Annotated in this window: 26 protein-coding genes and 2 pseudogenes; 16 read left to right on the top strand and 12 right to left on the bottom strand. The window is 73.9% G+C overall.

Going from position 1 to position 26,855, the window contains the following annotated elements; genetic code table 11:
• Together ABFY03_RS24035 and ABFY03_RS24030 are read right to left on the bottom strand one after the other, a co-directional pair.
• Complete coding sequence (locus ABFY03_RS24035) at positions 1-657, bottom strand: vitamin K epoxide reductase family protein (protein ID WP_346170811.1); 657 nt, start codon at positions 655-657, stop codon at positions 1-3.
• A 17-nt stretch (positions 658-674) separates the two neighbouring features.
• On the bottom strand, positions 675-1,178 hold the full coding sequence (locus ABFY03_RS24030) for a DUF5949 family protein (RefSeq protein WP_346170810.1): 504 nt from the start codon (positions 1,176-1,178) through the stop codon (positions 675-677).
• 151 nt (positions 1,179-1,329) lie between these two features.
• Here ABFY03_RS24030 and ABFY03_RS24025 point away from each other — a divergent pair, with 151 nt between their 5' ends.
• Entirely contained in the window at positions 1,330-1,722 is a 393-nt protein-coding gene (locus ABFY03_RS24025; protein WP_346170809.1) for a tyrosinase family oxidase copper chaperone, read from the top strand.
• On the top strand, positions 1,706-2,572 hold the full coding sequence (locus tag ABFY03_RS24020) for a tyrosinase family protein (RefSeq protein ID WP_319012300.1): 867 nt from the start codon (positions 1,706-1,708) through the stop codon (positions 2,570-2,572). Before ABFY03_RS24025 ends, ABFY03_RS24020 begins: the two co-directional genes overlap by 17 nt.
• Before the next feature lie 80 nt (positions 2,573-2,652).
• Here ABFY03_RS24020 and ABFY03_RS24015 read toward each other — a convergent pair whose 3' ends face one another.
• From ABFY03_RS24015 to ABFY03_RS23990, 6 genes are all read right to left on the bottom strand, one after another.
• A complete protein-coding gene (locus ABFY03_RS24015) occupies positions 2,653-2,931 on the bottom strand; it encodes a chaplin (protein ID WP_319012299.1) in 279 nt (92 codons plus the stop codon).
• Positions 2,932-3,273: 342 nt separating this feature from the next.
• Complete coding sequence (locus ABFY03_RS24010; RefSeq protein ID WP_346170808.1) at positions 3,274-3,786, bottom strand: hypothetical protein; 513 nt, start codon at positions 3,784-3,786, stop codon at positions 3,274-3,276.
• A 123-nt stretch (positions 3,787-3,909) separates the two neighbouring features.
• Positions 3,910-4,926, bottom strand: a complete 1,017-nt coding sequence (locus ABFY03_RS24005) for a hypothetical protein (protein ID WP_346170807.1) — start codon at positions 4,924-4,926, stop codon at positions 3,910-3,912.
• A gap of 162 nt (positions 4,927-5,088) precedes the next feature.
• The gene (locus ABFY03_RS24000; protein ID WP_319010010.1) at positions 5,089-5,361 is read right to left on the bottom strand and encodes a hypothetical protein; all 273 of its coding nucleotides are present in this window, start codon (positions 5,359-5,361) and stop codon (positions 5,089-5,091) included.
• Positions 5,362-5,603: 242 nt separating this feature from the next.
• On the bottom strand, positions 5,604-6,404 hold the full coding sequence (locus ABFY03_RS23995; protein ID WP_346170806.1) for a hypothetical protein: 801 nt from the start codon (positions 6,402-6,404) through the stop codon (positions 5,604-5,606).
• A 275-nt stretch (positions 6,405-6,679) separates the two neighbouring features.
• On the bottom strand, positions 6,680-6,919 hold the full coding sequence (locus ABFY03_RS23990; protein ID WP_319010012.1) for a chaplin: 240 nt from the start codon (positions 6,917-6,919) through the stop codon (positions 6,680-6,682).
• 379 nt (positions 6,920-7,298) lie between these two features.
• Here ABFY03_RS23990 and ABFY03_RS23985 point away from each other — a divergent pair, with 379 nt between their 5' ends.
• From ABFY03_RS23985 to ABFY03_RS23945, 9 genes are all read left to right on the top strand, one after another.
• Positions 7,299-8,360: a DUF3344 domain-containing protein gene (locus ABFY03_RS23985; protein ID WP_346170805.1), complete on the top strand. Its 1,062-nt coding sequence runs from the start codon at positions 7,299-7,301 to the stop codon at positions 8,358-8,360.
• Position 8,361: 1 nt separating this feature from the next.
• A complete protein-coding gene (locus ABFY03_RS23980; RefSeq protein ID WP_346170804.1) occupies positions 8,362-9,498 on the top strand; it encodes a glycosyltransferase in 1,137 nt (378 codons plus the stop codon).
• Positions 9,495-10,949 (top strand): sugar transferase, encoded by a 1,455-nt coding sequence (locus tag ABFY03_RS23975; protein WP_346170803.1) that lies wholly within the window; start codon positions 9,495-9,497, stop codon positions 10,947-10,949. Before ABFY03_RS23980 ends, ABFY03_RS23975 begins: the two co-directional genes overlap by 4 nt.
• 1 nt (position 10,950) lies before the next feature.
• Positions 10,951-12,291 carry an O-antigen ligase family protein gene (locus ABFY03_RS23970; protein ID WP_346170802.1) on the top strand — a complete coding sequence of 447 codons (1,341 nt, stop codon included), beginning with the start codon at positions 10,951-10,953 and terminating at the stop codon, positions 12,289-12,291.
• 130 nt (positions 12,292-12,421) lie between these two features.
• Complete coding sequence (locus ABFY03_RS23965) at positions 12,422-14,317, top strand: lipid II flippase MurJ (RefSeq protein ID WP_346170801.1); 1,896 nt, start codon at positions 12,422-12,424, stop codon at positions 14,315-14,317.
• Entirely contained in the window at positions 14,214-15,017 is an 804-nt protein-coding gene (locus tag ABFY03_RS23960) for a polysaccharide deacetylase family protein (protein WP_319010018.1), read from the top strand. Before ABFY03_RS23965 ends, ABFY03_RS23960 begins: the two co-directional genes overlap by 104 nt.
• A complete protein-coding gene (locus ABFY03_RS23955; protein ID WP_319010019.1) occupies positions 15,014-16,153 on the top strand; it encodes a glycosyltransferase in 1,140 nt (379 codons plus the stop codon). Before ABFY03_RS23960 ends, ABFY03_RS23955 begins: the two co-directional genes overlap by 4 nt.
• Positions 16,154-16,199: 46 nt before the next feature.
• Positions 16,200-16,880, top strand: a complete 681-nt coding sequence (locus tag ABFY03_RS23950) for a YveK family protein (protein WP_319010020.1) — start codon at positions 16,200-16,202, stop codon at positions 16,878-16,880.
• Positions 16,881-16,882: 2 nt separating this feature from the next.
• Complete coding sequence (locus ABFY03_RS23945; protein WP_386723656.1) at positions 16,883-18,019, top strand: GNAT family N-acetyltransferase; 1,137 nt, start codon at positions 16,883-16,885, stop codon at positions 18,017-18,019.
• A 590-nt stretch (positions 18,020-18,609) separates the two neighbouring features.
• On the opposite strand, the pseudogene ABFY03_RS23940 reads toward ABFY03_RS23945, so the two are convergent.
• Positions 18,610-19,734, bottom strand: a pseudogene (locus ABFY03_RS23940) (glycoside hydrolase family 26 protein); the annotation flags it as partial.
• Between the two features lie 160 nt (positions 19,735-19,894).
• Here ABFY03_RS23940 and ABFY03_RS23935 point away from each other — a divergent pair.
• Together ABFY03_RS23935 and ABFY03_RS23930 are read left to right on the top strand one after the other, a co-directional pair.
• Complete coding sequence (locus ABFY03_RS23935) at positions 19,895-21,196, top strand: carboxylate--amine ligase (protein ID WP_346172294.1); 1,302 nt, start codon at positions 19,895-19,897, stop codon at positions 21,194-21,196.
• Between the two features lie 44 nt (positions 21,197-21,240).
• Positions 21,241-22,503, top strand: a complete 1,263-nt coding sequence (locus ABFY03_RS23930; RefSeq protein ID WP_346172293.1) for an FAD-dependent oxidoreductase — start codon at positions 21,241-21,243, stop codon at positions 22,501-22,503.
• 75 nt (positions 22,504-22,578) lie between these two features.
• Here the strand turns inward: ABFY03_RS23930 and ABFY03_RS23925 are convergent, their stop codons facing one another.
• Both ABFY03_RS23925 and ABFY03_RS23920 read right to left on the bottom strand, forming a co-directional pair.
• A complete protein-coding gene (locus tag ABFY03_RS23925) occupies positions 22,579-22,812 on the bottom strand; it encodes a chaplin (RefSeq protein ID WP_319010021.1) in 234 nt (77 codons plus the stop codon).
• A gap of 174 nt (positions 22,813-22,986) precedes the next feature.
• On the bottom strand, positions 22,987-23,397 hold the full coding sequence (locus ABFY03_RS23920; protein WP_319010284.1) for a rodlin: 411 nt from the start codon (positions 23,395-23,397) through the stop codon (positions 22,987-22,989).
• 214 nt (positions 23,398-23,611) lie between these two features.
• Between ABFY03_RS23920 and ABFY03_RS23915 the strand changes: the two genes are divergently transcribed.
• Positions 23,612-24,022 (top strand): rodlin, encoded by a 411-nt coding sequence (locus ABFY03_RS23915; RefSeq protein WP_319010022.1) that lies wholly within the window; start codon positions 23,612-23,614, stop codon positions 24,020-24,022.
• 117 nt (positions 24,023-24,139) lie between these two features.
• On the opposite strand, the gene ABFY03_RS23910 is transcribed toward ABFY03_RS23915, so the two are convergent.
• Complete coding sequence (locus tag ABFY03_RS23910; RefSeq protein ID WP_346170800.1) at positions 24,140-24,523, bottom strand: hypothetical protein; 384 nt, start codon at positions 24,521-24,523, stop codon at positions 24,140-24,142.
• A gap of 72 nt (positions 24,524-24,595) precedes the next feature.
• Between ABFY03_RS23910 and ABFY03_RS23905 the strand changes: the two are divergent.
• Together ABFY03_RS23905 and ABFY03_RS23900 are read left to right on the top strand one after the other, a co-directional pair.
• Positions 24,596-25,354 (top strand): annotated as a pseudogene (locus ABFY03_RS23905) (transposase); the annotation flags it as partial.
• 422 nt (positions 25,355-25,776) lie between these two features.
• On the top strand, positions 25,777-26,811 hold the full coding sequence (locus ABFY03_RS23900) for an LCP family protein (RefSeq protein ID WP_319010023.1): 1,035 nt from the start codon (positions 25,777-25,779) through the stop codon (positions 26,809-26,811).
• Positions 26,812-26,855: the final 44 nt, after the last annotated feature.

Raw genomic sequence — 26,855 nt, 5'->3', positions numbered from 1 at the left:
TCAGCCGGTCCAGAAGTCCCACCAGCGGGTCAGGATCAGCATCCCGATGATCCCGAGGTGCAGGACGGGCAGGGCGAAGGCGAAGTCGCCGAGGAAGCCGCGCACCGGCGCCGGCGCGGGCAGCACCCCGGTGCGCACGTTGTGCGCGGTGACGTACCAGAACATGGTGATCGTGGCGGTCCAGGCGAGGCAGCACCACAGGCAGAGCGCGTTGATCTCGTACAGTGACTGCTGCATCAGCCAGGTGCAGAAGCCGACGCCGAAGAGCATCCCGCCGTTCAGCCCCAGCCAGAACCAGCCGCGGTACCGGGCCCCGGCGAGGAGCCCGGCGCCGATGGCGACGACGACGCCGTAGGTGACCAGGCCGAGCATCGGGTTGGGGAAGCCGAAGACCGAGGCCTGCTCGCTCTTCATGATGTTCCCGCAGGACACGACCGGGTTCAGGCTGCACCCCGGCTGGAAGCCCGGGTCCTCCAGGAGCTTGAACTTGTCGGTCGTGATCACCCACGCGGCCAGGATCCCGGCCGCGCCGGTGACCACCAGCAGCCAGCCGAGCGCCCGGCCCGCGCCGACCGTCCCGTCCTGCCGCCGCCCGGCCTCCGCCGCGCCGTCCTCCTGCCGCTGACCCGGTACTCCGCGTACCCCGAGCGTCGTCATCGCGCCGCCCCTTCCGTTCAGCCCTGCACGCGCCGGACCGGCAGCATGACGTGGGCGCAGTCGGCGAGCACCGCCTCGTCGGAGACGAAGGCGCGCAGCCGGTCCTCGTCCACGGGCTGCCCGGGGACGCCCTCGGCCCAGGGCCGCACCGAGCAGAGGAAGTAGACCTTGCCGGTCTCGGCCGCCGCGGCCTGCCACTCGGCGGGCACCGGGCACTGCACCTTCAGGAAGGGCAGGGTGAGCACCGCGGTGCCGGCCTCGACGATCAGCGTGGCGCTGATCCCGGCGTCCTTCTCCAGGTCGAAGAGGCGGTCGCCGACCGAGAGGCCCATGCCCTCCAGGGCCGCGCGCAGCGCCTGCTGACCGGCCTCCGGCCCGTCGCGGCCGTCGCCGAGCGAATACGCCATGAGGAAAGGCGTGCCGGCGGAATCGGCGGTGGCCTCGCTGGACCAGGGAATCACCGTCAGCGTGCCCAGCGGAGAGACGCTGCGCGCCTCGGAAAGGACGTGGGGAGTGGTCATGGAAAGGGATGCTAGTGGGGCAACCACCCTTTCCCCGTACCGAATTCACTCATCCGGCCGACATTCGCCCGCTCGAACTCCCGGCCGCAACGAACACGGGTTTTCATCGTTGAGCCCCTGAGGCCCCCTTGTCGACGCCAGGAGATCGCCGATGCCCTTCCCGCGCCGTGTCGCCCTCCGGTCCCTGTTCGCACTGGCCGTCACCGCCGCCACGGGCGGCGTCCTCGGCCGGATCGCGGCGCGCTCGCCGGAAGCGGATCCCCATCTCTTCGACGAGATGTACGCGGGCCGCCGGATCCGCGGCCTCACCGGGCCGGGGGGCGAGCCGGTGGCCCTGGTGGACGGCCGGCCGCTGCATCTGATGCGGTGCGCCGACGGCGGCTGGGTGAGCCCGCTCGACCACTACGAGTCCTGCCCGACCCCGCTCGCCGCCACCCGCGCGGCCGTGGACGCGGCGGGGTCGGCCCCGCTCTCCCGGTACGCGGCGGGGCACGGCCTCCACTCCGACCCGACGGGAGGGAACCCGCGTGGTGTACACGCGTAAGAACCAGCGCGATCTGACGACGACGGAGCGCCGCAGGTTCGTGGCCGCGGTGCTGGAACTGAAGCGCCGCGGCACGTACGACGAGTTCGTCCGGATGCACATCGACCACTACGTGGCCGACGGCGCCGGCCGGCTGCGGACCGCCCACATGGCGCCGAGCTTCCTGCCCTGGCACCGGAAGTTCCTGCTGGAGTTCGAGCGGGCGCTGCGCCGGATCGACGCGTCGGTGACGGTCCCGTACTGGGACTGGACGCGGGACAACACCCCGGCGTCCTCGCTGTGGGCGGAGGACTTCATGGGCGGCAACGGCCGCCGCTCGGACCTCCAGGTGACCACCGGCCCCTTCGCCCATGCCAAGGGAAGGTGGCCGGTGAAGCACGCGATGACCGAGATCACCTATCTGACCAGGGACTTCGGCCGGCCGCGGGACCCGGTGGCGCTGCCGACCGCGGCCCAGCTGGACGAGGTGATGCGGGAGCGGACGTACGACACGGCCCCGTGGAACTCGACCAGCCCGTCGGGTTTCCGCAACCGGCTGGAGGGGTGGGCGCCGGGCACGGGCAACGAGCGGTTCCGGATCCACAACCGGGTGCACCGCTGGGTGGGCGGCCTGATGCTGGGCGGCGGATCGGTGAACGATCCGGTGTTCTGGCTGCACCACTCCTTCGTGGACCTGGTGTGGTCGCGGTGGCAGCAGCGCAATCCGGGGGCCGCGTATCTGCCGGCGGAGCCGCCGCCGCTGGGCGACTCCCAGTACCGGAAGGTGGTGGCCCGGCACCAGCCGATGGCGCCGTGGGGCGTGACGCCGGCGGAGATGTTCGACCACAGCCTGATCTACCGGTACGCCTGACGGGGCGGGGCGGCCGCGGACATGGGCGTCCCCCCGGCCCTGGTGGGGTCGGGGGGACGTCCGGGGGGCGCGGGGGCGGATCAGCCGCCGTAGCCGCCGTCGCCGTGGTCGCTCGGGCTGTCGATGTTGGCGCAGCTGTTGCCGAAGGCCGGGTTCAGCAGGCCGATGACGTTGACGGTGTTGCCGCAGAGGTTGACCGGCACGTGGACCGGGACCTGGACGACGTTGCCGGAGACGACGCCGGGGGAACCGGCGGCGACGGCCTCGGCGCCCGAGTCGGCGACGGCCAGGCCGGCTCCGGTGAGGGCAACGGCACCGGTGCCGGCCAGGACGGCGGCAGCCTTGGCGATGCGAGACATCAGAACTCCTTGAATGGGTCGAGCGACCGCAGGGATCACGGCCGTCACGCCCGTTCAACGCCGTATCACGGGCAGGGTCACGGCCTTTGGGCCGAACGGGAGCGGGAAATCGGAAAAGCCCGAGGGGGCGGGCGAAATGATGGCCCGCGGTCCGATGTCCCCCCGCCGTCGGATACGACGGGCGGCGCACCGGACCGCGGGCCGCGGCCATGCGACAAGCCTTCCGGTGCAACGACGAGAAGCCCTTGCGGTAGCGGGGAAGAATCGTGTCTTCACCCGCGCGGACCGCGTTCGTACGGAATTCCGAAATGAGGGGGGAGAGGGTGAGAGGAGTGCGAGGGGTCAGTCGCGGCCGGGGGCGAGGCCGAGCTGGGAGTCGAGAGCGCCGCTGAGCGTGGGGGCGACCAGACCGAGCTGCGGCGGGGCGAGGTCGGGCAGTCCGGCGAGGCCGTTGCCCTGCGGCGCCTCGACGGGGTTGCCGACGACGGCGCCGGGGGTGGCGGCCGCCATCTCGGAGTGCGGGGTGGAGAAGAGGGCGCGGCCGGGGTCGCCGCCCTCCAGGAGCTCGGGGAGCGGGGCGTCCACGACGGTCCCGGGCAGGGTGCCGGTGAGCGGGACGCTCGGCAGGGTCACGTCGGGCAGTGCGCCGAGGCCCTTCTGGAAGCCGGTCGGCGCGCCGGGCACCGGTACCGGGACGCCGGTCGCGATGGTGGGCGCGTCCATCGGCAGGACCGGTTCGAGGCCCTGGAGGGGCACCACCACCGGGGCCTCGACGGCGGAGGCCGGGACGGCCATGGCGGCGGAGGCGAGCGCGGTCATGAGAAGGCCCATGCCGGCCTGAGAGCGCAGAGTCATGCCGTGTGAACGAGCCCGTCGGCCGAAACGTCGCGCGTGGTTCCCCCGTGTGCAGCAACGCCAGGGGCCCCCACCGGTGAGGGTGAGGGCCCTTGTTGACGTCACGTCATCGCGGTCCGTACGTCAGTGGCGGCGGGAGCGGACGAGGCGTCCGCCGCGGAGCTGGACGACGGTGCCGCCGATGATGAGGGCGGCGCTGACCGCGGCCGCTCCCCAGAGGGCGGGGTCGCTGCCCGTGTCGGGGAGTTCGGGCGGGGTGGTGGGCGGAGTGGTCGGCGGGACGGTGGGCTCGCAGCCGGGCTCCGGCTCCTCACCCGGCTCCGGCTCCTCGCACTCACCCGGCGGAGTCGTCGGCGGGTTCGTCGGCGGCTTCGTCGGCGGCGTGGTGGGCTCACAGCCGGGCTCCGGCTCCTCACCCGGCTCCGGCTCCTCGCACTCACCCGGCGGAGTCGTCGGCGGGTTCGTCGGCGGCTTCGTCGGCGGATGCGTGGGGGGCTTGGTCGGCGGCGTGGTGGGCTCGCAACCGGGCTCCGGCTCCTCACCCGGCTCCGGCTCCTCGCACTCACCCGGCGGAGTCGTCGGCGGGTTCGTCGGCGGCTTCGTCGGCGGATGCGTGGGCGGGTGCGTCGGCGGCTTCGTCGGCGGATGCGTGGGGGGCTTGGTCGGCGGCGTGGTGGGCTCACAGCCGGGCTCCGGCTCCTCGCCCGGCTCCGGCTCCTCGCACTCACCCGGCGGAGTCGTCGGCGGGTTCGTCGGCGGCTTCGTCGGCGGATGCGTGGGCGGGTGCGTCGGCGGATGCGTCGGCGGGTGCGTCGGCGGATGCGTCGGCGGGTGCGTGGGCGGGTGGGTCGGCGGGTGCGTCGGGGTGGGCTCCTCGGGCTCCTCGCCGTAGCCGCCGTCGGGGTCCTCCGCCGCGTGGGCGCAGAGGTCTCCGACGGCCGACGCCACGTAGTCGCCCAGGTCCATGCTCGCGCCGCACAGTTCCGGCGAGAGGGGGGCGTGGGCCTGGCCGTTGCCGGGTCCCGGCGTGTCCCCGGTGCCGGGGTGCGCGTTCGCGGCCAGTGCGAAACCGCCGGTCAGCGACAGCAGTCCGGTCGCTGCCGCCGCGGTGAGTACTTTCCTGCTGATGATGGACCGCATACCGCTCTTCCTCGAGAGAAAGGGAGAGACCGGCGAGGATCCCCCCTCGCTCCGACCGGCCGCGTCCCCCGCGGACGATCGCGGTGGGACGGTCCAGAGAGTAGGGAGCGGCACACCGTGTGGGGTCGAGGCCACACGGCGACCGGTCAGAAAATCATTCGATCAGCCGCCGAGCGGGCTCGCCGGCAGGCCACCGATCAGCGGGAGGCCCTTGCCGGTCTGGTTCAGCTGGGTGGCGGTGTCGGTGACCGTCTTGACCGGGGAACCCTCGGTGGTGCTGCTGAGCATGTCCGACTTCAGGCCGTTGGCGGCGATCGCCTCCAGGCCGCCGTTCAGACTGGTCGGGGTCAGCGCCTCCGCGGCCATGGCGGGGGCGGCGGCGCCGAGGGCCATGAGGGAACCGGCGACGACCGCGGCGACCTTGGTGGGCTTCATGGGGGAAATCCTTCCTCTGTTTCTTCAACTGGCGTTCCGCACAGGCTTCTTGAGGCATTCCCGTACGTCGCTTCCGTCTTCTGTAACGAGAGGTGCGCTCCCCGGAAACTCCAGGAGGAGGGATTTCTCGACACTGCACCCGATCGAAGGGGACCGGTGCTATTTCCGGATGACCGGGCGCACACATGCCCGTACCGGCCCGGCGGGAGGCCGGACCGGTACGGGTCGGGGGTGCGCGCGGGTCAGCGGACCGGCAGGGGCGGCTTCACCGGCAGCTCGGGCACGGCGACCGGAGGCTTCACGGGCGCCTCGACGGGCAGCTCCGGGGCCTCGACCGGCGGGTCGACGGGCAGCTCCGGCACCTCCACCGGGAGGGAGGGCAGCGCGGGGAGGCCCGGCAGGTCCGGCGCGGGCAGCCCGCTGCCGAGCACGGTGGCGACGGCGAGGTTCACCAGCGAGGTCAGCGTGGCCGTGACCTGCGGGACGACTCCGGCGGCGTTCCCGGAGGTGACGGCGGCGAGCAGCCCGGCGACGGCCTTCTCGACGGAGGCGAGGGCGTCGTCGACCACGTCGGCGGGGGCGGCCTTCGCCGCCGCGGCCGCCTTGGCGCCGGCCGCGACGGGCAGGGTCACGGGCGGCTTCGCGGGCAGCTCGGCCGGGGTGTCGACGGCCGGCGGGGTGACCGGCAGCTCCGGCGTCCCCGGAGTCTCCGGCAGCGGCGCCGGAACCGTCTCCTTGGCCTTGTCGAGAGCGGCCTGGATCTTCGCCTTCAGGGCCTCGGCGTCGGCCGCCGGAAGCTGGCCGTCGTCGGCCTTGAGGGCGGCGGTGAGGAGGTCGGCCACGGGGGTCGCGACCGCGCCCATGTCCCCGAGCGCCTCGGCCTGGGTCAGCAGCGCGGCGGCGTCGGGAAGGGGGGCGTGGGCGGCCCGGTCGGCCGCGCGGGAGGGGCGGTGTTCGTCGGCGAAGGCGGGTCCCGCCATGCCGAGGGTGAGGGCGGCGGATATCGCCAGGGCGGTGAGACGGCGTGAAGCCAGGGGACGCATATGTGTTCCTTTTCCTTATGCGTCGGACAACTGCTCTCCCACCGTGCCTGCGGGTATAGCCCTCCGCAACCGCAGAACTACTGAGCGCCACGCCTCCGTTCGAGTGAATCCCTCCGCCGGACCTGCTCCGCCGAGGGGCGTACGCCGTTGCACCGGACGGCGCACGGGGATGCGTCCGAACGAGTAGCGGCCCAGTCGCCGCAAGGGAAAAGCCGGTGCGCCCACCCGACGGGGTGGGCGCACCGGCTTCGGAAGGACCGATCCGACGTGCGAGATCAGGCGTTGACGCAGGTGTTGCCGAAGGCCGGGTTCAGCGCGCCGATGACGCTGACGGTGTTGCCGCAGAGGTTGATCGGCACGTGGACCGGGACCTGGATGACGTTGCCGGAGCCGACACCGGGGGACTTCACGGCGGCGGCCTCGGCGCCGGCGTCGGCGAAGGCGGCACCGGAGGCACCGGCGACCGCGGCGGCGGCACCCACGGTCAGGACGGCGGCCTTGGCGATACGAGACATGGAGAAGTACTCCTCGATCGATTTCCAACTCGGACTGCGCGGACTGTTCGGCCCGGCTCCCTCAACAACGCCCCGGATATTCATCGGTTGCTCTCCCGAACGGGTGACGTTCAACCGATCTTTGGGCCGCGCGAGGGCCATTCGGGCGACGGACCGGAGAATGGCGCAACACGCTCAACGAGGAACCTGCCGCCCAGATACGGGAGTTAGCGTTTCCGAGCATCTAATGCTTACTATCGCTCCGCGCCGGGGTTATAACGTTCCCGAACGTTGCTTCCGGGCCCGCCGCGCGTTCACCCATTTCGTGCGGACGACACCTCCCCCTCCCCCGGTCTTCACGGGTCTTCCCTTCCTTCTCTCATCAAAGCGGAGAACCTGTATGCGGAATTCAGCGGTTCTTGCTGTGCGTCGCGGCGTGTTGTGCGCCTTGTCGTGCGCGGTGCTGACCGCCGCGCCGCCGCTCGCCTCCGCCGCCGCGCCGCCCGCGCCCGCGGAGGCCGACCGGGTCCCCTTCGCCGCGCGCTACCAGGCCGAACTGCACGGCGGGATCGTGCGCGCCGCCAACACCTCGGCGAAGGGCGCCCGGGGCACCGAGACCTCCAACGACGGGGCGACGATCGGCTACGTCGACGTGGACGACGACCCCCACACGTACAACTCCAGCCGTGCCGAGCTGGCGGTGCCGGCCGGCGCCCGGGTCACCTGGGCCCGGCTGTACTGGGGCGGCAACCTGCGGGTGGGCGAGCAGAAGCCGCCGAAGGACAACGGCCGGGTGCTGATCGCGGAGCCCGGCGGGCGGTACAAGGCGCTGCTCGCCGACACCCTGACGGGTCATCGGACCGCCGACGGCGCCGACGCCTTCCAGGCGTCCGCCGACGTCACCGAACTGGTCCGGTGGGCCACGCCGGGCCAGTGGACGGTCGCGCAGGTCAACGTCGCCATGGGCCGCAGCGCGGTGGGCGGCTGGGGCGGCTGGACGCTGGTCGCCGCGTACGAGAAGGACGGCGAGCCGCTGCGCCGGCTGAGCGTCTGGGACGGCTTCGAGACGGTCGGCCCGCGCTCCGGCGAGCTGCGCGTCGCACTCGACGGGCACCGTTATCCGAAGGGCACCGCAGGGCGTCTCGGAGTCGTCGCCTATGACGGCGACCGGGGAACTTCCGGGGATTACCTGGAGGTGCGGACGAGTCGCCGGAAGGCGACCCGGCTCGGGGATTCCGCCAATTCCGTGAACGACGTGCTGAACTCCAGCATCACCGAATTCGGCGCGGCCGGGACGACGCGCTTCCCGGCCTCCGGGAACACCCTCGGGTACGACTCCGACGTCTTCGATCTGCGGGGGGCGCTGCGCCAGGGAGCCGATCGTGTCCAGGTCCGGCTCGGCAGCCGCGAGGACACCGTCTGGCTCGGCGCGCTCTTCCTGCAGGCGGACGTACGGCGCTGACGTGCGGGCCCCGATCGAGACGGACCCCGGGTCCGTCACCGTCCTGCACGCGGTCCAGCCCGGCGACGGCGGGGTCGCCCGGGTCGTCGTCGACCTGGTGCGTGCCCAGCGCGCGGCCGGGCTGCGCCCCGTGGTCGCCTGTCCGCCCGGCACCGCGCTCGCCGCGGAGCTGCGCGCCGACGGCGCCGAGGTCCACGACTGGCGGGCCGGCCGGGACCCCGGTCCCGCGCTGGTCCGGGAGACCCGCGAGCTGGCCCGGGTGCTCCGGGCCGTGCGGCCCGGGCTCGTCCACGCGCACTCGGCGAAGGCGGGCCTGTGTGCCCGGCTCGCGGTGCGCGGCCGGATCCCGACCGTGTACCAGCCGCACGCCTGGTCCTTCGAGGCGGTCACCGGCACCACCGCCGCACTGGCCCGCCGCTGGGAGCGGTTCGGCGCCCGCTGGACCGACCGGATCCTGTGCGTGAGCGGGGCGGAGCGGCGTACCGGCGAGCTGGCCGGGGTCCGGGCCGCCTGGTCCGTGGTGCACAACGGGGTGGACGTGGCCCGGTTCGCGACCGACGGGCCGGCCGGGAACCCGGCGCCCACCGTGGTGTGCGTGGGCCGGCTCTGCCGGCAGAAGGGCCAGGACGTGCTGCTCGCCGCCTGGCCGGCGGTCCTCGCCGAGGTGCCGGGCGCCCGGCTCGTGCTCGTCGGCGACGGGCCGGACGGGGAGCGGCTGCGGGCCGCCGCCGGTCCCTCGGTGCGGTTCGCCGGCGCCGTCGGCGACACCGTGCCCTGGTACCGGGCGGCGGACGTCGTCGTGCTGCCGTCCCGCTGGGAGGGCATGGCGCTGGCGCCCCTGGAGGCGATGGCGGCGGGCCGGCCGGTCGTCGTCACCGACGTCGACGGGGCGCGCGAGAGCCTGCCGCCCGGCCATGAAGCCCCGTGCCTGGTCCCGCCCGAGGACCCGGCCGCCCTCGCCGCCGCTCTCGGCCGCCTGCTCGGCAGGCCGGAGTTGCGGCACCGCCTGGGCCGTGAGGCCCACGAGCACGTCCTCAGCAGTTTCGATGTGCGGCGCACCGGCGCGGCCGTCGCGGAGATCTACCGCGAGCTGGCCGGAGTGCGGGGCACCGAGCACAGAGAGCCGATTGCGCAGTGACCACGGAAAGTACCAGCGTTCCTTCCTCACCCGGCCCGTGGCCGGTCGCGGGCCCGGCGTTCGGGTCCGCCTCGCTCGCCCCCCGGCGGCGGCTGTCCGGCCGGCTCGCGGCGCCGCGCCACCGCGCGGACGCGCGGCCCCGGCCCGGTGCGGCGGTGCTGCGGGTCGTCGACTGCCTGGCCGTGCTCGCCGGTGGCGCGCTGCTCGGCCCCGCCCATCAGGATCCGCGGCTGCTGCTGCCGGTGGCCGCGCTGCTGCTCGTCCTGCACGGGCGCGGCGGTCTGCACCGGCCCGCGGCGCACGTCCGGCTGCTCGACGAGCTGCCCGCGCTGGCCTCCCGGGCCGGGGTGGTGTGGTGCGTGGCGGCGGCCGGAGCCGCGGCCTGGTCGCCGGAGCTGGCGATCGGGCCGCTGCGGCTGTGCGCGGCGTACGGCGCGCACGTCGGGGTCGCGTCCGTGCTGCGGGCGGTGCTGCTCGCGCGCGGGCGGCGGATCGCCCGGGAGCGGCCCCGTTCGGCGCTCGTGGTCGGCCCGCCGACGGCGGCCCGCCGGTTCGCGGCGGCGGCCCTCCAGCACCCGGAGTACGGGATGCGGCCGGTGGGGATCGTGGGGCTGCCGGACGCGACGGTCGGCGAGCAGCGTCCGGTGGAGGCCGGGCTGCCGCTGCTGACGACGGCGGAGGAGATCCGCCGGGCGGTCATCCAGAACACGGTCCGTGAGGCGGTGTTCCTGTCGGACGAGCCGGAGCTGGTGACCCTCTTCCAGCACTACGGCTGCGTGACCTGGCGGGTCGGCGGGGAGCGGTGCGAGGGGCCGATGGGCGAGCACGTGTGGGGGTACGCCCGCCGTCGGCTCGTCCCGCCGACCGAGCGGCGCGGGGCGCTGGCCAAGCGGGCCCTGGACATCGCGCTGGCCGGTCCGGCGCTGGCGCTGGCGCTGCCGGTGCTCGCGCTGTGCGCGCTGGCGGTGCGGCTGTCGGACGGCCCCGGGGTGCTGTTCCGGCAGGAGCGGGTGGGCCAGCACGGGCGCCACTTCACGCTGCTGAAGTTCCGTACGCTCCGGCCGTCGGACGAGACGGAGTCGGCGACCCGGTGGAACGTGGCCGGGGACCGGCGGATGAGCGCGGCCGGCGGCTTCCTGCGGAAGTCGTCGCTGGACGAGCTGCCGCAGCTGTGGAACGTGCTCCGCGGCGACATGAGCCTGGTCGGGCCGCGGCCCGAACGGCCGTACTTCGTCGCCCAGTTCAGCAAGATCCACGCGGGGTACGCGGCCCGCCACCGGATGCCGGTCGGGCTCACCGGTCTGGCGCAGGTGAACGGGCTGCGCGGCGACACCTCGATCGAGGACCGCTGCCGCTTCGACAACCACTACATCGACCACTGGTCGCTCTGGCAGGACGTCTGCATCCTGGTCCGCACCGCGGCCGGTCTCGTCCGACCGACGGGGAGCTGAGATGGCGACGGCCGTGACGACGGCGCCGGTCCTCGCGGGGACGCCGGCCGCCCGGGAGTGGGCGCGCCGCGCCGGGGCGCTCTCCCCGGTGCTCGCGGTGATCGCGCTGCTCCTGGTGCCGGGCGGCGGTGGGGCGCAGGGCGGGACGGGCGGCACCGGCACGGTCGCCGACGCGGCCTCGGGACTGCTGGTGCTGGTCTGTCTCGTCCGGGTGCTGCGCGGCGGGGCCCGGCCGCTGACCCGGACGGCGGCGGTCGTGCTCGGACTGCCGGTGCTCGGGGTCTGCCTGGCGGCGATCACCTCGAACGACCCGGCGTCGAGCCTGCCGGGCGTCGCCCGTTACGTGCAGGTCTTCGTGCTCGTCCCGGCGGCGGTGCTGCTGATGATCCGGGACCGCCGGGACTTCGCGGTGGTGGCGTGGGGCCTGGTGGCGCTGGCGCTGCTGCAGGGCGCGGTGGGCGTGACGCAGTACCTGACGGGGACGGGCGCCTCGTACCAGGGCGAGGACATCCGGGCGGTGGGCACCTTCGGGGCGACCGACGTGATGGGCATGGCGACGGTGGTGGCGTACGGCCTGGTGATCGTCACCGGGATCGCGCTGGGCTCTCCGGCGGGGCGGACGCGGACGGCAGCGCTGGTCTGCGCGGCGCTGCTGGTGGTGCCGCTGACGCTGTCGTTCAGCCGGGGCGCGTGGATCGCGACCGTGCTGGCCTGCGGGATCCAGCTGCTGCTGGGCGGGGTGCGGCGGGCGGCGCGGGTGGCGCTCGCGGTGGGCGCGCTGGCGGTGGTGCTGGTCGGCGGGCTCGGGATCGGCTCGGCGATGGTGAAGGAGCGGGTCACCAGCATCACCCGGGTGACGGCGGCGCCGGACCAGTCGGTGACGGACCGGTACACGATGTGGGCGGCGGCGGGCCGGATGTGGGCGTCGGAGCCGCTGACCGGGGTGGGGCTGAAGGGCTTCCCTCAGTACCGCGACTCGCACGCCTCGGTGGCGCTCTCGGCCGGCAGCGACACCGCCGGCGCGGGCGCGGGCTTCCGGAAGCAGCCGCTGCTCTCCCCGCACAACATGTACCTGCTGGTCCTCAGCGAGCAGGGGCTGATCGGACTGCTCGCGCTGGCGGGGAGCTGGCTGGCGCTCCTGGTGGGCGCGCTGCGGCGGCGCCGGTCGGGCGCGGACTGCGCGCTGGTCGCGACGGGGCTGCTGGCCTGGCAGCTGATCGACTTCTTCTACGCGGACATCGGCGGCCCGTCGACGGTGCTGATGTCGGTGGTGTTCGGCCTCGCCGCCTGGTGGGCGCTGGCGCCCGGCCGGGAGGGGGCGGCGGAGGTGCGCGGTGCGTGACCCGTGGGCCGGTCCGCCGGATCCCACGGACGCGTGCGTCGCGCCCCCGGGGTCCGGCGGCGCCGGAGCCGTACCGCCGTGTCCGCCGGGACCGCAGCACGGCGAACCCCTGACCGACCCCTGGTCCCCGATGCCCCCGGACGCCACGGACTCCCCGTGCGCCCCGGGGGCCGCCGTGCTGCCGGGGGTCGTGTCCCCGGAGCCGGGCGCCGACGTGTGGGCGCCCGCGCCCGGTTCGGCCGGCGCCTCCGGCGCGCCGCCGGAGGCGCCGGCCGGCGGACCGGGCCCCGCGACCGCCGTCCTGACGCCGCCGCGGACCGGGCGGCGGGCGCACGCCCGGGTGAAGGCCCCGGCGGGCGGGCAGAAGCGGGGGTTCCTCGCGAAGGCGGCGGCGGTGACGGCGGCGCTGACCGCCGTCGGGGCGGTGCTCGGGCTGGTCCGGGACCAGATCCTCGCCGGGTACTTCGGCGCGGGCGCGGAGACGGACGCGTTCCTGGTGGCGTGGACCGTGCCGGAGTTCGCGTCCACGCTGCTGATCGAGGACGCGATGGCGCTGATCCTGGTGCCGGCCTTCTCGCGGGCGCTGGCCCGGCGGACGGGGACGCTGTTCGGGGATCCGGTGCGGGAGCTGGTCCGGGGGACGCTGCCCCGGCTCGCCCTCACGGTGGGGGTGGTCGCCGCGGTCATGGTCGTGGCCGCGCCCGCGGTGGTCGGGCTGCTCGCGCCGGGGCTCTCCGACCCGGGTCTCGCGGTGGACTGCACCCGGCTGACCGCGACCTGTGTGCTGACGTTCGCGCTGGTCGGCTACTGCTCGGCGGCGCTGCGGGCGCACCACGTCTTCCTGCCGCCGGCCGCGATCTACGTGGCGTACAACGTCGGCATCATCGGCACGATGGTGCTGCTGCGCGAGCCGTGGGGGGTGCGGTCGGCGGCCGCCGGCGTCGCGGTCGGCGGGGTGCTGATGGTGCTGGTGCAGGCGCCCTCGCTGGTGCGGGAGCTGCGGGCGCGGCCGGTGCCCTCGCGGGAGCCGGAGGCCCTGGCGCCGGGGGTCGGCGGGGAGGGGCGGCTGGTGGTGTTCGGGCTGATCGCGCCGGTGGTGGCCTTCTCGCTGACCCGTCAGTCGCAGACGCTGGTCGAGCGGTTCCTCGCCGCGCCGCTGCCGTCCGGGGCGATCTCGCACCTGAACTACGCGCAGAAGATCGCGCAGATGCCGATGATCCTGTCGCTGATGCTGTGCACGGTCAGCTTCCCGGTGGTCGCGCGGGCGCTGGCGGCGGGCGATCCGGAGGGGGCGCGGCGGCGGGTCGAGCGGGATCTGCTGCTGGCGGCGGTGGTGGTCCTGGTGGGTGCCTCGGTGGTGATCGCCGCCGCCCCCAAGATTGTCGAACTGCTGTTCCAGCGGGGCGAGTTCGACCGCGCCGACACGGTCGCCACCGCCGCCGTGATGCGGGTCTACGCGCTCGGGCTGCTCGGCCAGACCATGGTCGGTGCCCTCGTCCGCTGCTACTTCTCCGCCGCCCGCCCGCTCTGGTACCCGGCCGCCGCGATGGCCGCCGGGCTCGCCGCCACCGCCGCCGCCGGGGTGCCCGGCGCCGCCGCCTGGGGCGCCGTCGGCCTCGCCGCCGCCAACGCGCTGGGCATCACCCTCACCGCCGTCCTGCTGCTGCGCGGCGCCCACCGGCAGACCGTCCCGGTCCGGCCGGACCGGCTCGGCGAGGGCCTCCTCCGGCTCGCCACCGCGGGCGCCTGGGCGACCGGCGCCGGCTGGCTCTGCTCGGTGGCGATCGACCCGCCGCTGGTCTCCGTCGCCGTCGCCGGCCTGGTCGTCGCCGGCGTGTTCCTGCTCTTCATCGCCTGCGCCGCCAAGGCGCCGGAGATCCCTCCCCTCCCCCACCGCTCCATCCGATTCCGAAGGACCGCCCATGCCCGCCCCCACCGCGCTGCGCCGCCTGCTGCCGAAGCCGCCCCTGTGGGCGAAGCCGCCCCTGTGGGTGGCGATGTACCACTCGATCACCGACACCGCTGACGACCCGTACGGGGTGACCGTCTCCCCCGTGCGCTTCGCCCGGCAGCTCCACTGGCTGGGCGACCGGGGGCTGCGCGGGGTGTCGGTGCGCGAGCTGCTCGCGGCGACGGCCGAGGGACGGGCGAAGGGACTGGTCGGTCTCACCTTCGACGACGGGTACGCCGACTTCCTCGACTCGGCGCTGCCGCTGCTGCGCCGGCACTCCTTCACCGCCACCGTGTACGTCCTGCCGGGCCGGCTCGGCGGCGTCAACGACTGGGACACCGAGGGCCCGCGCAAGCCGCTGCTCACCGAGGAGGGCATCGAGCGGATCGCCGCCGCCGGCATGGAGATCGGCTCGCACGGTCTGACCCACCGGCGGCTGACGGAGGCCGACGACGCCACCCTCGCCGACGAGACCCGGCGCTCCCGGAGCCTCCTGGAGGAGATCACCGGTGGCCCGGTGGACGGCTTCTGCTACCCGTACGGCGCGGTCGACCCGCGGGTGGTCCGCGCGGTCCGCAAGGCCGGGTACGGGTACGCCTGCGGCATCGACCCCGGCCCGCTGACCAGCGCGCACGCGCTGCCGAGGATCCACATCGGCGAGACCGACACCTCCTGGCGGCTCACCGCGAAGCGGGCCCTGCACCCGCTGCGCCGCCGCCACCCCGCCGAACTGATCCCGGCCCGGTCGGGCCCCGCCGCGGCGGTGCTCGGATGAGGGTCCTGCACGTCATCACGGGCCTCGGCATCGGCGGCGCCGAGCAGCAGCTGCGGCTGCTGCTGCGCCATCTGCCCGTCCAGGGGCGGGTGGTGACGCTCACCAACCCGGGCCCGGTCGCGGTCGGCATCGAGGCCGACGGCACCCCCGTCACCCACCTCGGCATGACCGGCAACCGCGACCTGGGCGCGCTGCCCCGACTCGCCCGGCTCGTCCGCGAGGGCGGCTACGACCTGGTCCACACCCACCTCTACCGGGCCTGCGTCTACGGCCGGCTCGCCGCCCGGCTCGGCGGGGTCCGCCGGGTCATCGCCACCGAGCACTCGCTCGGCACCTCGCAGATCGAGGGCCGCCCGCTGTCGGCGGGCACCCGCGCGCTGTACCTGGCCTCGGAGCGGCTCGGCACCTCCACGGTCGCCGTGTCGGCGAGCGTGGCCCGCCGGCTCGCCGACTGGGGCGTGGCGCCGGAGCGGATCGAGGTGGTGCCGAACGGCATCGAGACCGGCCGCTTCGCCTTCGTCCCGCGCGCCCGCCGCCTCACCCGGGGCGTCCTCGGCATCCCCGAGGACGCGTTCGTGGTCGGCGGGGTCGGACGGCTGGCGCCCGGGAAGCGGTTCGACCGGCTGATCCGCGCGGTGGCCTCGGTGCCGGAGGCCCGGCTGCTGCTCGTCGGCGACGGCGAGCGGCGCGAGGAGCTGCGCGCGGTGGCCCGCGCGTGCGGCGCCGAGGGCCGCGTCCACTTCTTCGGCGCCTGCGAGGACCCGCCGGCGGACGGGCCCGCCGGGCCGATGCTGCCCGAACTCCTCGCCGCCATGGACGTCTTCGTCTCCACCTCGCCGGACGAGACCTTCGGGCTCGCCGTCGTCGAGGCGCTCGCCGCCGGACTGCCGGTGCTGTACGTGGCGTGCCCGGCGATCGAGGACCTGCCGGCGGACGCGGCGCCGGGCGCCCGCCGGATCGGCGGCTCGGTGCCCGAGCTGGTCGGCGCCCTGCACCGGCTGCGGACCGCGCACGACCCCGGGCGGCCCGGGCGCCTGCCGGTGCCCGCCGCCGCCCGCCGCTACGACATCGCGCACAGCGCGGACCGCCTGATGACCCTCTACGAGCGGGCCGTCGGAAGCCGCCCCGGCCCGTGAACCCCCTCCTTCCTGCCCCCTGCCCGTCCCAGCGAGAGAGCCCGTCATGACCACCACTCCACCCCGCGCCGTCCGACTGCCCGCCCGACTGCGCTCCCCCGGCCGCTGGGCGGTGCTGCCCGCCGCCGTCGTCGCCGGGGCCGCGCTCGGCGGCGGCTACGGAGTCCTCAAGTCCCCCGAGTACGCGGCCGTCAGCTACGTCATCGTCGTCCCCGGCGAGAAGTCCGACCCGGCGGCGGCGCTCGGCTTCGCCCAGGCGTACGGGCGGGTCGCCACCGACATCGCGGTGACCGGCGACGCCCAGGTGTGGGCGGGCGTCACCGCCGCCACCCTCCGCGAGAGCGTGACGGCGGAGACCTCCCCGGACGCGCCGATGATCTCGATCACCGCCCGCGCCCCGAAGGCCGCGCAGGCCGTGTCGATCGCCGACGGGGTGGCCCGCTCGCTGGTCCTCAACTCCTCGCACGTCGCCGGCAGCACCGGTGTGAAGGTGGTCCAGTTCTCCCGGGCGACCAAGCCGACCGCCCCCGTGTCGCCGTCCGCGCCGCTCTCCGCGCTGGTCGGCGCCTGCGCCGGCGGACTGCTCGGCGGCCTCGCGCTGCTGGTCCGCCCGAAGCGGGCCGCCGGACGCGGCGAGGGCCGCCACTCCCGCCCGGCCGCCCCGGCCGCGGGCGCGGCCGCCGTGCCCGCGCCCGCCGCCCACCAGCCGGAACCGGAGGCGGTGTGACCTTGGGAAGAGCATTCCGGACCGAGCTCTGCCGTGACGCCGAGGGCTTCGGGCGGCTGGCGGCCGAGTGGACCGACCTGTACGGGCGCTGCTCCTCGGCCACCCCGTTCCAGTCGCACTCCTGGCTGCACTCCTGGTGGCTCTCGTACGGCCGTCCCGGCGCCCTGCGGGTGGTGCTGGTACGGGACGGGGCCGGCGCGCTGGTGGCGGCGGCGCCCCTGATGCGGGCGGCCGGGCCGCTGCCGGTGCTGACCCAGCTCGGCGGCGCCATCACCGACTTCACCGACGTCCTCCTCGACGACGCGTGCCCGGAGGCGGCGGCCGCCCTGGCCGGCGCGATCGCCCGGGCGGCCCGCGGCACGGTCGTCGACCTGCGGGAGGTGCGGCCCGGCGCCGCCGCCGAGCGGGTCTTCGCCCAGTGGCGCGGCCCGCGCCGCCGGCTCCCCGACTCCCTCTGCCTGGAGCTGCCCGCCGTCCCCATGGAGGGCCTGCTCGAACGGATCCCCTCCGGGAAGGCACAGCGGGTCCGCGCCAAGCTGCGCAAGCTCGACGCGCTCGGCATCGACGCGCACGTGGTGACCGGCCCCGACGTGCCCGCCGCCCTCGACCGGCTGCTGGCCCTCCACCAGCTCCAGTGGCGGGGCCGCGGGGTCACCGCCGAGCACACCAGCGAGCGGTTCGCCCAGCACCTGACCCGGGCGGTGCGGCCCATGGTGGAGCGCGGCGACGCCATGGTCACCGAGTTCCGGCTCGGCGGGGACGTCGTCGCCGCCGACCTCACCCTCATGTCCCCGCGGCTCGCCGGGGGCTATCTGTACGGCGCCGATCCGGTGCTGCGGGAGCGGAAGGTCGACGTCGCCGCGATGCTGCTGCGGCACGGGGCCCGGGAGACCAGCGCGGGCGGCCGGGCCACGCTGAGCATGCTGCGGGGCAGCGAGCCGTACAAGCACCACTGGCGCCCGGAGCCGGTCCGCAACCGGCGGCTGCTGCTCACCGGTCGCGGCACGGCCCCGCTGCTGTGGCTGCACGCCGGCGCGGCGGACGCGCGGCGGTGGGCGGCACGGCAGGCGCGGGAGCGGGCCTGGGCCGGCCGGCTCGCCGCCCGCCTGCCCGGTCGCGCGCCCGCGTCCCGCGACTGACCGTCAGATCAGAAGGGCCAGACGCCGTTCAGGGCTCCCTTCCAGTCGAGGGCGGCGTCCAGGTCGGCCTTCCAGTCGCTGTCCTTCCAGTCGAGGTCGTCCTTCCAGCCGGTGTCCTTCGGCACGCACACCGGCCCGCCGATCCAGCTCTCCACCCACTCCCCGAGCTCGACCTTCCAACAGTCGGGCTTGGGCTCGGGCTTCGGTTCCGGCTTGGGCTCAGGCTTCGGCTCGGGCTTGGGCTCAGGCTTCGGTTCCGGCTTCGGTTCCGGCTTCGGCTCGGGCTTGGGCTCAGGCTTCGGTTCGGGCTTGGGCTCGGGCTTCGGTTCGGGCTTGGGCTCGGGCTTCGGTTCGGGCTTCGGTTCGGGCTTCGGCTCGGGCTTCGGCTCGGGCTTCGGCTCAGGCTTCGGCTCAGGCTTCGGCTCAGGCTTCGGCTCAGGCTTGGGCTCAGGCTTCGGCTCAGGCTTCGGCTCGGGCTTCGGCTCAGGCTTCGGCTCAGGCTTGGTCGGGTCCACCGGATCGACGGGGTCCACCGGGTCCACCGGGTCGACGGGGTCGACAGGATCCACCGGGTCGACGGGGTCGACAGGATCCACCGGGTCGACGGGGTCGACGGGGTCCACCGGGTCGACGGGGTCGACGGGGTCGACGGGGTCGACAGGATCCACCGGGTCGACCGGATCCACCGGCACCGAGGGCTCCGCCCCGTACAGCATTTCCCGGAACACCCGTGACGACTGCGGATTCCGGTCGCACTGCCAGACGCCGTGCGGGCAGTAATCCGTGATCGTGTGGTACAGCGGTTTGTGGTCGCGGATCCATTCCAGCATCCGCCGCATGTACGTCGGATTGTCGCCGTTCCGGAAGAGCCCCCACTCCGGGTAGGAGATCTGCTTTCCGTGCTCGGCCGCGAAATCGACCTGCTTCTGGAGTCCGTACGGCTCGTTCACGTGCCGGTCGAAATCGGCGCCGGAGGGCTGGTCGTACGAGTCCATGCCGATGATGTCGACGACGTCGTCGCCCGGGTAGCACTCGGTCCACGGCACGGCGTCCCGGCCCCGGCTCGGGTTGAAGTCGAAGCGGAACTTCTGGCCGGGTACGGACCGCATGGTGGCGACGATGCGGTTCCAGTACTTCTTCCAGGCGGTCGGGTCGGGACCGCAGCGGTGGGTGTAGGTGGTGCCGTTCATCTCCCAGCCGAGGACGAGGACCGTGTCCAGGGCCCCGGCCTCGACCAGCCGGCGGGCGAGGGTGCGGAAGTGGTGGTCGTAGTAGCCGGCCGCGCCGAGCTGGAGCTGGCGGCGAACCTCCTGGTCGGGGATGCCGGCCTCGTTGCGTTCCAGCATGGGGACGTTGAGGACGAAGATCCGGTCGGTCTTCGCGTTGCGCCAGTCGGCCCACGCGTCGAGGAAGCCGGGCGGGCCCTCGATGTTGGACCAGAGGTCGCCGGGCAGATAGGTGTGGCCCACGCGGAGCTCACGGCCGCCGAGCCAGCGCTCCAGCTGGCCGATCCGGCTCACCCCGAGCGAACCGGAATCGAGGAAGGCCCCCATGGCGCTGGTGCCGGGGAGAGTCGGACCGGGGTCCTCCGTCGTTAGGGATGCGGCGGCATGGGCGGGTGCCGACAGCACGACCGAACCCGAGGCGAGGAGGCCGGCGGTGATCACCCCCAGCCATGTGCGTCTTCTTCTCGGTGTTCCTCCGACAGGTTCCATGGCCGCTCCTTCACACGCACGCCATTTGACGATCAGTCATTCCGATGTTCAGAAAGTATTCCTAATGAGCCGACCGTGAACTCCGCTTCCCTCCCCTCCGTAGTCCATTAGAGGATTTCATCGCCCAGTTGGGGCACCCGAGATGAAGAGGCCCTTGCCCGTGCCGCCTTTCGACACCCGCGTACCCGCAGTCCTCGTGCGGCTCGACCGGAACCCCTTCCATCACGGGACCCTGGGCGCGGCCCGCTCCCTGGGCCGGGCCGGCGTCCCCGTCCACGCGGTCGTCGAGGCGGTCGGCAGCCCGGCCGCCCGCTCCCGGTACGTCCGCTCCGTCCGCCCCCGGCCCGCCTCCGCGGCCCCCACCGAACTGGCCGCGCTGCTGCTCCGGATCGCCGGCGAGATCACCGACACGCCGTCAGATCCCGTGCTCGCCGTGCCTCTGGACGACATCAGCGCCCTCGCGCTGGCCCGCCGCCGCGCCGACCTCGCGGGCCGGATCCTGCTGCCCGAACAGAGCGAGGAGCAGCTGCTGGAGGTCGCGGACAAGGCTTCCCTCGCGGCGACCTGCGCCGCGCTGGGCCTGCCCCACCCCCGTACCGAACTCCCCACCGGCGCCGACGAGGCCGCCGCCATGGCCTGGGCGCTCGGGCTGCCGGTGGTCGCCAAGTGGAGCCGCCCGTGGCTGCTGCCGGCCGGGTCCGGGCTGCGCAGCACGACGATCCTCCGCTCCCTCGCCGAGGTGCGGGAGCTGTACGGGCGCACCCCGCAGGCCGGCAGCAGGCTGCTGCTCCAGGAGCTGCTGCCGGCCGGCCCGGGCCTCGACTGGTTCTTCCACGGGTACGCGGACTCGGCCGGCCGCTGTGCCGCCGGGGCCACCGGGCGCAAGGAGCGGTCCTGGCCGGACGGGGCCGGTCTCACCGCCGTCGGCCGCTGGGCGCCCAACCCGGAGGTGGACGGGCTCGCCCGCGCGCTCCTCGACGCGCTCGGCTACCGCGGCGTGTGCGACCTCGACTTCCGGCTCGACCGGGCCACCGGCGCGTACCACCTGCTCGACTTCAATCCGCGCCCCGGCGCCCAGTTCCGGCTCTTCGCCGACGCCGCCGGGCTCGACGTGGTGCGGGCGCTGCACCTGGACCTCACCGGGCGGCCGGTGCCGGCACACTCCCCCGCGTACGGCCGCCGGTTCGTCGTGGAGAACTACGCGGCGCTCTCCCTGCTCGCCTCCCCCCGCCGCCGGTACGCCCCCGAGCCGGGCGCCGCCCGGCCGCCCGGCGAGCGCGCCTGGTTCGCCGCCGACGACCCGGCGCCGGCGCTCGCCATGGGCCGCGCCTGGCTCGCCCATCTGCTGCGCCGGGTCCTGGCGGCGGCACGGCGGCGGCTCGCGGCCGGCCGGCCCCGGCATCCGGCCACCCTGCCGGGCCCGGCGACCCGCGGCTCGTCCACCCAGCTCACCCAGCGATGAAGACGGAGGACACGATGGCGAACGCGAAGACGACGGCACGTCCGGTGCACGACCTGGTGGTCGTCGGGGCCGGTCCCTACGGCCTCTCGGTGGCCGCGCACGCGGCGGCCCACGGGCTCGCCCCGGTGACCTTCGGCCGCCCGATGGAGTCCTGGCACGCCATGCCCTCCGGGATGTTCCTGAAGTCCGAGCCGTGGGCCTCCCACCTCTCGGACCCGGCGGGCGCGTACGGCCTCGACGCCTACGCGTCGGCGCGGGGCACCCGCGCCGAGCACGGCGTCCCGCTCCCGGTGTCGTTCTTCGCCTCCTACGGCGACTGGTTCGCCCGGCAGGCCGTCCCCGCCGTCGACGAGCGGCTGATCGCCTCGGTGGCGCCCGCCCCGGAGGGCTTCCTCCTGACCGCCGAGGACGGCGAGACCGTACGGGCCCGCACGGTCGCCCTCGCCGTCGGGGTGCTCCCCTTCCTGGAGGTCCCCGGCCCGCTCCGGCACCTCCCCCGGCGGTACGTCACCCACTCCAGCCACCACGGCGAACTGGACGCCCTCTCCGGACGGGACGTCACCGTCGTCGGCGCCGGGCAGGCCGCCCTGGAGACCGCCGCGCTCCTCGTCGAGGCCGGCGCCGCCGCCGTCCGGGTCCTCGCCCGGGCGGACCGGCTCCGCTGGAACACCCTGCCGCCCGCCCTCGACCGCGGCCTGTGGCCCGCCCTGCGCGCCCCGCACACCGGCCTCGGCTGCGGCTGGCGGAACAGGCTGTACGCCGACGCCCCGGGCGTCTTCCGGCGGCTGCCCGCCGCCACCCGGGCGCGGCTCTTCGGCACGGCGCTCGGCCCGGCCGGCGCCTGGTGGCTGCGCGAACGGTTCGCCGCCGTGGGCGACGTGCGCCTCGGCCACCGGATCACCGCGGCCGCCGTCACCGGCGACGACCGGCTGCGGCTCGACGTCGAGGGCCCGGACGGGACGAGCGTCCTGGAGACCGACCACGTCGTCGCGGCCACCGGCTTCGTGCCCTCCCTCGACCGGGCCGGAGTCCTGGACCCGGCGCTGCGGTCCGCGCTGCGCACGGTCGGGCCGGCCGGCGCCCCCGAGACCGGGGCGCTCTTCGAGTCCTCCTGGCCCGGCCTCTTCCTCGCCGGACTGCTCACCGCGCCCTCGTACGGTCCGTCCATGCGCTTCGTGTTCGGCGCCGGCTACACGGCGGGCCGTCTGGTGAAGGGCGTCCGGCGGCGGCTGCGCACCGGGGGCCGGGGCGGCGCCGCGGTGGGACGGCCCCGCAGCGGTGAACGGGCCGCGCCGGTAGGGGCGTAGACGCGGACCGGCCCCGGGGAGCGGATGCTCTCCCCGGGGCCGGTCCTCGGCCGTCCGCGTGCGCGGAGGCCCGGCTCAGGCGTTGATGCAGGTGTTGCCGAAGGCCGGGTTCAGCGCACCGATGAGGTTGAGGCTGTTGCCGCAGGCGTTGATCGGCACGTGGATCGGGATCTGGATGACGTTGCCCGAGAGGACACCCGGCGAACCGATGGCGGCACCGTGCGCGTCGGCGTCGGCGAAGGCGGGCGTGGCCGCGCCCATGGCCATGATGACTCCGGCAATGACGGCAGCAGCCTTCTTGCACTTCATTTCGTCTGGTTCCTTTCCGCGGCGGAAGATCGGCCTCCGCTGCACACAGGGACAACGACAGGCTTCCGCGAAGGAAACCGTTATGCGTGCTCCGCCTTCGGCATTCACTCCGTTGCGCACACGACACAGGGCCGGAGGAAGGATTTCCTCCGGCCCTGCGGCGCGCTTTCCGGATCAGCTGTTGCCGATGCCGTTCCCGGACAGGACCGGGATGTCCTCGACGAGGTGCGACAGCGGCTCGTCGCCCTTGGCCTGGGTCGAGTTCTCCGCGCACTGCTGGTTCTGCGGGGAGGACAGGACGTTGACGTCCTGGACCGCGACCGGGACGAGGATGCCGACGACCGAGCCGACGTTGCCCTTGACCGGGGCGCCGAGGCACAGCTTGTTCAGCGAGCCCTGGACGGCCGAGAACTGCGGGCTCATGTCGCCCTTGGTCTTCGAGTTGCCGAACGACTGGTGGGCGCCGTTCCCGGAGAGGGAGGTCGTGCCGCCGTCGTTGGCGATGGCCATCGCGGGAGCGGCGGCCGCGGCGGCGACGCCGACGGCCGAAGCGGTGACGGCCGCGGCCGTCATCATCTTCTTGATCACGGTGATTCCGTTTCCAATCGACCTGATTGATGCGACCGGATCAACACGCGGGTCGGTGAGGAGGTTCCGCCGCTTCACCCGATCGACTGGGAACCGCGGCGAGCGCTGCCCCGCGCGCTCCGCCAACGGGGTGACAGGGCGGAACCCGCCGGTCCGGGGCGAGTTGATCAGGGGGCTCCCTGCACGGAGCCGGTTCTAGAAGGGAACTCCCGTGATCAAGAAGGTCATGGCCACCGCGGCCGCCGCCGCCTCGATCGTCGGCGCCTCCGCCGCCGCGGCCACCCCCGCCCTCGCCATCGCCGACGACGGCGGCACCACCTCCAAGAGCGGCAACTTCGCCCACCAGGAGTACGGCAACTCCACCACCCACGGAAACATGAGCCCGCAGTTCGCGCTCGTCCAGGGCTCCCTGAACAAGCCGTGCGTGGGTCTGCCGGCCAAGCTCAACGCGGGTTCGATCGTGGGTCTCGTCCCGATCTCCGTCCAGGACATCAACGTCCTGTCCTCCCCGCAGAACCAGCAGTGCGTCGAGAACTCGACGCAGGCCAAGGGCGACGAGCCGCTGTCGCACATCCTGGAGGACATCCCGATCCTCTCGGGCAACGGCGTGGCCAACAGCTGACGTCCCGCCTCCCCGGCGACGTCCACGCGTCGAGGGGCCGCCCCGCCGGGGCGGCCCCTTCGCGCGTCCGCCGCCCGCTAAGAGCTGTCCCGTAAGTGGTTCTGTGGTCGGTGGGCCTCAGAGGAAGGCCAGCGGGACGTCCTTCTCGATGCAGAGCTGCAGGACGCCCGCCAGCTGGCGGGCATCCTCGATGTGCTGCTGGTGGAGCTGATCGCCGCTCTCCCGTGCCCACTGGTCGGTGATCGCCTCCAGTCGGACCAGGACCGACGCGCACTCGGCAGGTGAGAGGTCCTCACCGCCTGCATCCGGATGATCGAGGAGTGGCTCCAGAGCGGTGGACACCTCGCTCCACGGGCGCTCGCCGCCGAAGCCCCGCATCTCGGAGAGGGCAAACCCCTCGGCCTGAGCCAGACGCCGTCGGAACGCGGCAAAGCCGCTGTAGGACCAGGAGACATCCGGACTGCTGTTGTCTCCGTCGCCTGGGAAAAGCATCAGCCCCATGTGTCCTCCCGGCTTGCCGAATACACAGGATCGAGGACATGGGGCAGTCTCGGCAACTGAGATGATCTTGTTGTGTCTTGTGTGATCACAGCGTCGGAACCGTCCTGGATAGCCCCGTTCACCGGGCTGAGCCCAAGACAGTTCGGGAAGCTGGTGACGGCGCTGCGTCGCGCATGTGCGGACACAGCCCGCAAAGGCCGGCCGTGGAGCCTTTCACTGGAAGATCGGACCCTGCTGGTCACCGCGTACTGGCGCACGAACCTCACCATGCGCCAGCTCGCGCCGCTGTTCGGGGTGTCGAAGTCCGCGGCGGACCGCATCATCGACCGCCTCGGACCGATGCTCGCGCTCCGGCCCCGGAAGCGGTTCGCCAAGGACACCGTGCTCATCGTGGACGGAACTCTGGTTCCCACCCGGGACCACACCGTTGACGAGCGGTCGAAGAACTACCGGTACTCCACCAACCACCAGGTCGTCATCGATGCTGATACTCGCCTGGTCGTCGTGGTCGGGCGGCCTCTCGCCGGGAACCGCAACGACTGCAAGGCGTGGGAGGAGTCCGGTGCCAAGGCCGCCGTCGGCAAGACCCTCACGATCGCCGACGGCGGTTACCCGGGCACCGGACTCGTCATCCCGCACCGCCGAGAGCGCGGCCAGACCGAGCTCCCGGACTGGAAAGAGGAACACAACACGTCCCACAAGCAGGTCCGGGCCCGGATTGAGCATGTCTTCGCCCGCATGAAGACCTGGAAGATCCTTCGCGACTGCCGACTCAAAGGCGACGGAGTCCACCACGCCATGCTCGGCATCGCCCGGATACACAACCTCGCCTCGCCGGATAGGCCCGCGGGCTGCACGACCACCGAGCATGGCCGAGGCGACTCGGAGATCATTTACGGGACAACCCTTAGCGCGGCCAGACGGGAGTGGACATCAGCCGCTCCCATTCCCGGTCGGGCATTCCCGGGACCGTCCGGCCGGCCTGGGCCCACTGGGTCACCAGGGCGGAATAGACGGGGAATTGCCGGGTCGACCGGATCCGGTCGGCGGTCGGCGGCTCGCTCACATACCGGCTCTTCGGAATGAAGGCCATCCGTTCCCATTTCCCGGGACGACCGGGATCAGGCGGCGCCATTCTCGCTCCCTCCGCTGCTATTCCCGCATCATTACACAAGCCTCGCAACGGAGTGATTCGGTCACGCGCCGACGCGTCGCGCATGTGCGTGCGAACGGACTCGAAATACCGTGCGGGTATGAGATTTCCGCCTCCGCGGCGGCTCCTGCTCGTGCCGGCGGCGCTTCTCGCGCTCGCCCCCGGGGCCCTCGCCTCCGCCCTCGGCGATCCCGCCGAACTCCCCGCCCCCGCCCGGGGACTGAACCTGCTCGTCGTCGGCACCGACTCCCGGGACGGGATCACCGCCGCCGAGAAGGAACGTTTCCGGCTGGGCGGCCAGGACTGCGACTGCACCGACGTGGTCATGCTCGTGCACGTCTCCGCCGGGTACGACCGGGTCAGCGTGGTGTCGCTGCCGCGCGACTCGCTCGCCGAACTCCCCGGCCCGCACACCGACCTGCGGACCGGAAAGGTCCACGACTCCCACCTCGCGAAGCTCAACGCGGCCCACGCCGAAGGCGGTTCGGCGCTCACCGTCGAGACCGTCGAGGCGGCGACCGGACTCGACGTGCACCGCTATCTGGAGATCGACTTCCGGCGGTTCATGGACACCGTCGACCAGGTCGAGGGCGGGGTGCCGATCTGTACGACGAAGCCGCTGAAGGACTCGGCGACCGGCCTCGACCTGCCCGTCGGCACCCGGAACGTGGGCGGCGGCGAGGGGCTGCAGTACGTGCGCTCCCGCAAGGCCGACGGGGAGATGGACTTCGGCCGCATGCGCAAGCAGCAGAAGTTCGTCGTCAACACGCTGGACCGGATCCGGTCCGGCGGGATCCTCAAGGACCCGGCGAAGCTGCGGGCGCTCGCCTCGACCCTGCGCGGGACGGAGGCGGCCGAGCGCGGTGTCTCGGTGGGCGAACTGCTCACGCTCGCGGCCCGGCTGAAGGCCGTCGGCCCGTCCCGTACCGAGTTCGCCACCGTGCCCGTACGCGGCTTCAACCCGCTCGTCGAGGGCGTCGGGTCCACGGTCGGCTGGGACGAGGAGGGGGCCGCGGAGGTCTTCGCCCGGCTCCGCGCGGACCGTCCGCTGCCGCCCGGTGACGCGGTCGCCCCGAGCAAGATCTCCGTGGCCGACTACGCACCCGCCCGGGGGTCTTCGCTCATCTGCCCGTAGGCCGTCCGGTGGACATGCCGGAACCTCCGCCCCTCCGACCAGTT

The organism is Streptomyces roseofulvus (assembly GCF_039534915.1).
Classification (GTDB): domain Bacteria; phylum Actinomycetota; class Actinomycetes; order Streptomycetales; family Streptomycetaceae; genus Streptomyces; species Streptomyces roseofulvus.
The sequence above is the reverse complement of the archived record's forward strand: the minus strand, read 5'-3'. Positions and strand labels throughout refer to the sequence as shown.

Coding starts and splice junctions, on each gene's coding strand:
- ABFY03_RS24035 (WP_346170811.1), bottom strand. CDS start 657: ATGACGACGCTCGGGGTACGCGGAGTACCGGGTCAGCGGCAGGAGGAC.
- ABFY03_RS24030 (WP_346170810.1), bottom strand. CDS start 1,178: ATGACCACTCCCCACGTCCTTTCCGAGGCGCGCAGCGTCTCTCCGCTG.
- ABFY03_RS24025 (WP_346170809.1), top strand. CDS start 1,330: ATGCCCTTCCCGCGCCGTGTCGCCCTCCGGTCCCTGTTCGCACTGGCC.
- ABFY03_RS24015 (WP_319012299.1), bottom strand. CDS start 2,931: ATGTCTCGCATCGCCAAGGCTGCCGCCGTCCTGGCCGGCACCGGTGCC.
- ABFY03_RS24010 (WP_346170808.1), bottom strand. CDS start 3,786: ATGACTCTGCGCTCTCAGGCCGGCATGGGCCTTCTCATGACCGCGCTC.
- ABFY03_RS24005 (WP_346170807.1), bottom strand. CDS start 4,926: ATGCGGTCCATCATCAGCAGGAAAGTACTCACCGCGGCGGCAGCGACC.
- ABFY03_RS24000 (WP_319010010.1), bottom strand. CDS start 5,361: ATGAAGCCCACCAAGGTCGCCGCGGTCGTCGCCGGTTCCCTCATGGCC.
- ABFY03_RS23995 (WP_346170806.1), bottom strand. CDS start 6,404: ATGCGTCCCCTGGCTTCACGCCGTCTCACCGCCCTGGCGATATCCGCC.
- ABFY03_RS23990 (WP_319010012.1), bottom strand. CDS start 6,919: ATGTCTCGTATCGCCAAGGCCGCCGTCCTGACCGTGGGTGCCGCCGCC.
- ABFY03_RS23985 (WP_346170805.1), top strand. CDS start 7,299: ATGCGGAATTCAGCGGTTCTTGCTGTGCGTCGCGGCGTGTTGTGCGCC.
- ABFY03_RS23970 (WP_346170802.1), top strand. CDS start 10,951: ATGGCGACGGCCGTGACGACGGCGCCGGTCCTCGCGGGGACGCCGGCC.
- ABFY03_RS23965 (WP_346170801.1), top strand. CDS start 12,422: ATGCCCCCGGACGCCACGGACTCCCCGTGCGCCCCGGGGGCCGCCGTG.
- ABFY03_RS23960 (WP_319010018.1), top strand. CDS start 14,214: ATGCCCGCCCCCACCGCGCTGCGCCGCCTGCTGCCGAAGCCGCCCCTG.
- ABFY03_RS23955 (WP_319010019.1), top strand. CDS start 15,014: ATGAGGGTCCTGCACGTCATCACGGGCCTCGGCATCGGCGGCGCCGAG.
- ABFY03_RS23950 (WP_319010020.1), top strand. CDS start 16,200: ATGACCACCACTCCACCCCGCGCCGTCCGACTGCCCGCCCGACTGCGC.
- ABFY03_RS23925 (WP_319010021.1), bottom strand. CDS start 22,812: ATGAAGTGCAAGAAGGCTGCTGCCGTCATTGCCGGAGTCATCATGGCC.
- ABFY03_RS23910 (WP_346170800.1), bottom strand. CDS start 24,523: ATGGGGCTGATGCTTTTCCCAGGCGACGGAGACAACAGCAGTCCGGAT.
- ABFY03_RS23900 (WP_319010023.1), top strand. CDS start 25,777: ATGAGATTTCCGCCTCCGCGGCGGCTCCTGCTCGTGCCGGCGGCGCTT.